General features: G+C 50.7%; 5 protein-coding genes. 4 read left to right on the top strand and 1 reads right to left on the bottom strand.

The genetic code is table 11. The features are described 5' to 3' along the window. The first annotated feature begins 48 nt into the window (after positions 1-48). Positions 49-1317 (top strand): diaminobutyrate--2-oxoglutarate transaminase, encoded by a 1269-nt coding sequence (gene ectB / locus ACTH5D_RS16890; protein ID WP_096280061.1) that lies wholly within the window; start codon positions 49-51, stop codon positions 1315-1317. A gap of 97 nt (positions 1318-1414) precedes the next feature. Continuing rightward, positions 1415-1807, top strand: coding sequence for an ectoine synthase (locus ACTH5D_RS16885; RefSeq protein ID WP_441673269.1), 393 nt, complete (start codon positions 1415-1417; stop codon positions 1805-1807). Positions 1808-2359: 552 nt separating this feature from the next. Here the strand turns inward: ACTH5D_RS16885 and ACTH5D_RS16880 are convergent. Next, positions 2360-4390 (bottom strand): oxidoreductase, encoded by a 2031-nt coding sequence (locus ACTH5D_RS16880; RefSeq protein WP_441673267.1) that lies wholly within the window; start codon positions 4388-4390, stop codon positions 2360-2362. A 146-nt stretch (positions 4391-4536) separates the two neighbouring features. On the opposite strand from ACTH5D_RS16880, the gene ACTH5D_RS16875 reads away from it, so the two are divergent. Then, positions 4537-5223, top strand: a complete 687-nt coding sequence (locus ACTH5D_RS16875; protein ID WP_441673265.1) for a TetR/AcrR family transcriptional regulator — start codon at positions 4537-4539, stop codon at positions 5221-5223. A 202-nt stretch (positions 5224-5425) separates the two neighbouring features. Then, positions 5426-5644: hypothetical protein (locus tag ACTH5D_RS16870; RefSeq protein ID WP_441673263.1), on the top strand; the 219-nt coding region annotated here is incomplete at its 3' end.

Below are 5644 nucleotides of genomic sequence, written 5' to 3'. Positions count from 1 at the left end.
CAGGCTAAATACGCCCTAGGGCCAAATGATCATTTAAGGAGGTCGCTAATGCAGACCCAGACGCTTGAACGCATGGAATCCAATGTACGTACTTATTCACGCTCATTTCCGGTGGTGTTTACCAAAGCGCAAAATGCGCGGCTGACCGATGAAAATGGCCGCGAGTACATTGATTTTCTGGCCGGCGCGGGCACGCTTAATTACGGTCACAATAATCCGCACATGAAACAGGCGATGATTGATTACCTGGCGACTGACGGCGTTGTTCACGGGTTGGATATGTGGACGAATGCCAAGCGTGATTATCTAGAAACGCTGGAAGAGGTCATCTTCAAGCCACGCGGGCTTGAGTATAAAGTGCACTTGCCAGGCCCAACGGGTACCAATGCCGTAGAAGCGGCCATCCGTTTAGCGCGTGTTGCCAAGGGTCGCCACAACATTGTGACCTTCACCAACGGTTTCCACGGTGTCACCATGGGAGCGCTGGCAACTACCGGTAATCGTAAATTCCGTGAAGCCACCGGCGGTATACCCACTCAAGGGGCTAGTTTCCTGCCTTTTGATGGTTATATGGGTGAGCATACTGACACGCTAGATTATTTCGAAAAACTGCTTGGCGATAAGTCCGGTGGTCTAGATATTCCTGCCGGTGTCATTATTGAAACAGTGCAAGGCGAGGGCGGTATTAACGTAGCAGGCTTGGATTGGCTGAAACGTTTAGAAGGTATTTGCCGCGCCCACGATATCCTGCTGATTATTGATGACATTCAGGCAGGCTGTGGCCGTACCGGTAAGTTCTTTAGTTTTGAACATGCCGGGATTACGCCCGACATTATTACTAACTCAAAGTCACTTTCGGGTTTTGGTTTGCCGTTTGCGCATGTTCTTATGCGTCCTGAACTGGATAAATGGAAACCGGGTCAATATAACGGTACGTTCCGTGGTTTCAGCCTAGCCATGGTAACGGCTACAGCTGCTCTTAAGAAATATTGGTCCGATGACACCTTTGAGCGTGATGTTCAGCGTAAAGGGCGTATTGTCGAAGAGCGTTTCCAAAAGCTGGCGGCGCTGTTAACAGAAAGCGGTATGCCGGCAACTGAACGTGGTCGCGGCCTGATGCGCGGGATTGACGTAGTATCGGGTGATATCGCTGATAAAATTACCAGCAAAGCCTTTGAGAATGGCCTGGTGATTGAAACTAGCGGCCAAGATGGTGAAGTCGTCAAATGTCTTTGCCCGCTGACCATTACTGATGAAGATTTGCTGGAAGGTCTCGATATTCTTGAGATGTGTGTTAAGTCGGTGGCTGGAAAGTAAGCTGTTGCTACGTAAATTAAGACGATAGCCGTACGTATTTTTAAATTGGGGATATAGTGACTGGTAACCGCCAGTCACTTTGAAACGGAGTACTTTTATGATCGTTCGTAACCTTGAAGAAGCGCGTAAAACAGACCGCCTTGTCACCGCCGAAAACGGCAACTGGGACAGTACTCGCCTTATTTTAGCCAGCGATAATGCAGGTTTCTCGTTCCACATTACCCGCATTTTCCCCGGTACTGAGACTCACATCCATTACAAAAACCATTACGAAGCGGTGTTTTGTTATGAAGGTGAAGGCGAAGTGGAAACCTTAGCCGACGGTAAAATCTGGCCAATCAAAGCAGGCGATGTCTACATGCTAGATCAGCATGATGAGCACCTACTGCGTGGTAAAGAGAAAGGAATGACGGTGGCTTGCGTATTTACACCGCCGATTACCGGTAATGAAGTTCACCAGGAAGACGGCTCTTACGCAGCATCTGAGTAACGTTGACAGTGATAAGTAAAGCGCCAGTCTGAAATGAAAAAAGCAGCCTTGCTGATAGCAGGCTGCTTTTTTGTCTTGATCTGATATGACTACTGCTTATTCAAGAGTTGCAAAGAGAGCAACATCGGTGGCCGTTGCGCTTTCAGAAGCACTATTAGTAACTATAGCGTGTTGTATTTTTAATTGAACACCCAACACTCTATGTATAACTTGCGCTCCAGGACATTTTGTGGCGACTGTAAACCTAAAGAGCCTCAAGTCACACTATTAATGGAGGACTGCCAACGCATGGAATGGGTCACGTATTTTTGGGGGCACTGTTCATACCCTGCTTATTTTCGCCTACTGACTAAGGGTCTGTTGACGTTTCCACATAGGCAGCCATAAAAAACTGCAGGCTAATTGCTCTCGTAATTTCGCTTGAGCTTGTCGTAGCGCGTCGCTATGGCGCGGTACGGCTTCAATCGCGCGAAGGCATTCTCAACGAGATGCCGATAGCGATATAGCCCTCTGTCCAAGCTGGCATTTCCCTTTTTCTTAAGCGCTAGGATTCTACAGGTCTTTCACGATGCGTAGGGCATCATAAATTGCTGCATGGGTATTTCGATGCGAAATAGCATCCCCAATCCTGAATAGCTGGAACTGTCCGTCGATAGCCACAGGCTGTGGTTTGCCTACAATCAGGCTCTCATAGTTGACGGCACCTTGATTACTCGATAGCGGCTTCAGCTCTTCGTAAAGATCTTCCATAGGTAAGGTGCCAAAGTTAACGACGACCTGATCCACGCGCCGCTCTTTGGCAACGTTGGTGTAGTCACTCCTGACAGAGGCAACCAGCTCATTACCATCGCGTTTGATGCCAGTCAGGCGGAACGTCGGAGTGAACGTCGTGTCCAGCACCTGTAACGTGCGCATGTAGGGCACTAAATTCATTGCCATGACTTCTGGCGCCAGGGCGCGGTCGGCCGTCATGTATTCGACCTTGCCGCCTGCTTTGGCAATAATCTCAGCGGCTTGCAGGGCGGTGTGGTCGCCCGCATCGTCATAGACCAACGCGTTTCTGCCCGGCGCTACATGGCCTGAGAGCAGATCCCAACCCGTGACTGCCAGCTCATTACCCTCTTGTAGCGCCTCTTCGTTAGGTTGCCCGCCTGTGGCTACAATGACTACGTCAGGCGACTCGGCGAGCACTTCATCCTGCTCAGCAAAGACATTGAAGTGAAACGTTACTCCCATGGCTTGGCATCGCTCAAAGCGCCAGTCGATGATTCCCATCATTTCTCGACGACGCTCGCTTTGCGCTGTTAAACGAATCTGCCCGCCTGGGGCATCTGCTGCTTCAAATACGACGACTTCGTGCCCGCGTTCGGCCGCCACGCGGGCGGCTTCCAGCCCGCCGGGGCCTGTGCCAATCACCACCACCTTGCGTTTGGTATCAGCGGGCTGAATGGTATGCGGCATGGTAGTTTCGCGACCGGTCGCGGCGTTGTGAATACAGTACGCAGCGCCGCCCTGATAAATGCGATCCAGGCAGTAGTTGGCGCCCACGCAGGGGCGGATTTCTTCTTCACGACCTTCGATGACTTTTTTCATCAGGTGAGGATCGGCCATATGGGCGCGGGTCATTCCGATCATATCGACCTTGCCGGATGCAATCGCATAACGAGCCGTCGCAACATCTTGAATTTTGGCCCCATGGAAGGTGGGGAAGTCGACCTCGCGCTTAATATCTCCCGCAAAATCCAGGTGTGGCGCGCTAGGCATCCCTTGGATAGGAATAACGTCTGTCAGACCCGGATCGGTATCGATGTGCCCTTTGACGACATTGAGAAAATCTACCAAGCCGCTGTTTTTCAACTGGTGAGAAATGGCCATGCCATCCCGGGCATCGAAGCCGCCGGGGAGGCATTCATCTCCGGTGTAACGCACGCCAAGTAAGAACTTCTCACCAACACGCTCGCGAATGCTCCGGAGCACTTCAAAGGTAAACCGGAGCCGATTTTCAAGGCTGCCGCCGTAAGGCGCATCCAGCTCGTTGGTCAATGGCGACCAGAACTGATCCATCAGGTGACCGTACGCTTGGATTTCCATGCCATCCAGGCCCGCAACGTACATGCGCTCGGCGGCATCGGTGTAATCCTTGATCAACCGCTCAATATCCCAAAGCTCAGCTTTTTTCGGGTAGGCGCGGTGGGAGGCTTCGCGATGGTTGGATGCTGAAACTGTCGGTAGCCAGTCGCCTTTATCCCAGCGGGTGCGGCGGCCCAAGTGCGTTAGCTGAATCATAACGGCCGTACCGTGCTCGTGACATGCCTCAGTGAGATCGCGCATCCACGGTACCACTTCATCTTTGTAAGCCAGGATATTGTTAAACACTGGCGGACTATCCCGGGAAACCGCCGCCGAACCGGCGGTCATCGTCAGGGCAATGCCCGCCTTGGCGCGCTCAACGTGGTAAGCCCGGTAAAGCTCTTTAGGCATTCCGTCTTCGGGGTAGGCGGGTTCATGAGACGTCAGCATTACCCGGTTTTTCAGAGTTAAATGTTTTAGTTGTAACGGCTGTAGCAAAGGGTCGTTGTTCACGGTCGTCTTCCGTTGTTGTTTTGATGGTGTGATACACGCTAGCCTTGTCTGTTCATGAATGTCAATATAATTGACAGTAATGTACATTAAGATGACAGGCTTTCTGGTATGATGCGACTGCATCACCATGGCAAAGAGAGAGATACGTGAAAAACGGACGCGACACGATTAACCAAACGGCTTGGATTGATGCTGCTTACGAGCTGCTGATAGCCTCGGGAGTCAGTGCCGTCAAGATCGTACCGTTAGCAAAGAAGTTAAAGACATCGCGAACCAGCTTTTACTGGCTATTTAAAGACCGCGAAGAGGTGCTTACCGCACTACTGGAGAGGTGGGAGCGTCAAAATACACAGGCAGTCATTGAGCAATCGGAGAAATATGCGTCTTCGATTGTGGAAGCCACGCTCAATATCTTTGACTGTTGGTTTGACCCGGCGGTATTTGATTCTGAATTTGAGTACGCCATTAGAAGCTGGAGTCTGCAAGATCAAGCGGTTGCCAAGCGAGTTAGCCAAGCCGATACCCTGCGATTGCAAGCGCTGAAAAACATGTTTATTCGCTATGGCTATGACCCCTCGGAAGCCGATACCCGTGCACGCACAGTGTATTTGATTCAAATCGGCTATATCTCGATGCATACGCAAGAGCCCCAGGATACGCGAATTGGCCGAGTGGCTCAGTACATCAATATTTTCACCGGACAGTTATGTACCCATGCTGATCTTGAGCGGTTTGCTGCACGCCATAAAGCGCGGTATACGACCGAAGAGATGGCGGCGCAACAGGAGGTAACGGATGAAACCGACATTAATGCTCGGCATTATCGGCGGTAATGGCTGGCTGGATAAATTCCAGACAATGGATTTTTCTTCAGGGCAACAGACTCAACGGCGATGGGGTTTATAGAAACTAAGGCTCAATGACGTCGCTCATGAACCACAAATCGTAGCGCTATCTGGCCATTTCTTTTGATTCGCTTAATATATATTATGTTAAATGTGATGTGCTGTTCATTTTAACTCATAGGATTTTGTCATGAATAACATCTTATTCGTTCATGCCAGCCCGCATGTTAAGGATGCGTTAGGCTATCGTCTGGCTCAAAAGATTCTGGCACAAGAAACACTCACTAACTCCAGGGTGAGTTTTATAGAGCGTAATTTGCTAGCCGCCCCGCTGTCGCCTTTGACTCACCGCTATGCCTCTGCGCTGGTCAGCCACAACATCGGTGACAGCATTGATGCTGCCCTGACA

The sequence above is a fragment of the Halomonas sp. genome (assembly GCF_052095695.1).
Lineage (GTDB): Bacteria > Pseudomonadota > Gammaproteobacteria > Pseudomonadales > Halomonadaceae > Vreelandella.
This window is presented reverse-complemented; position numbering and strand designations above follow the sequence as displayed.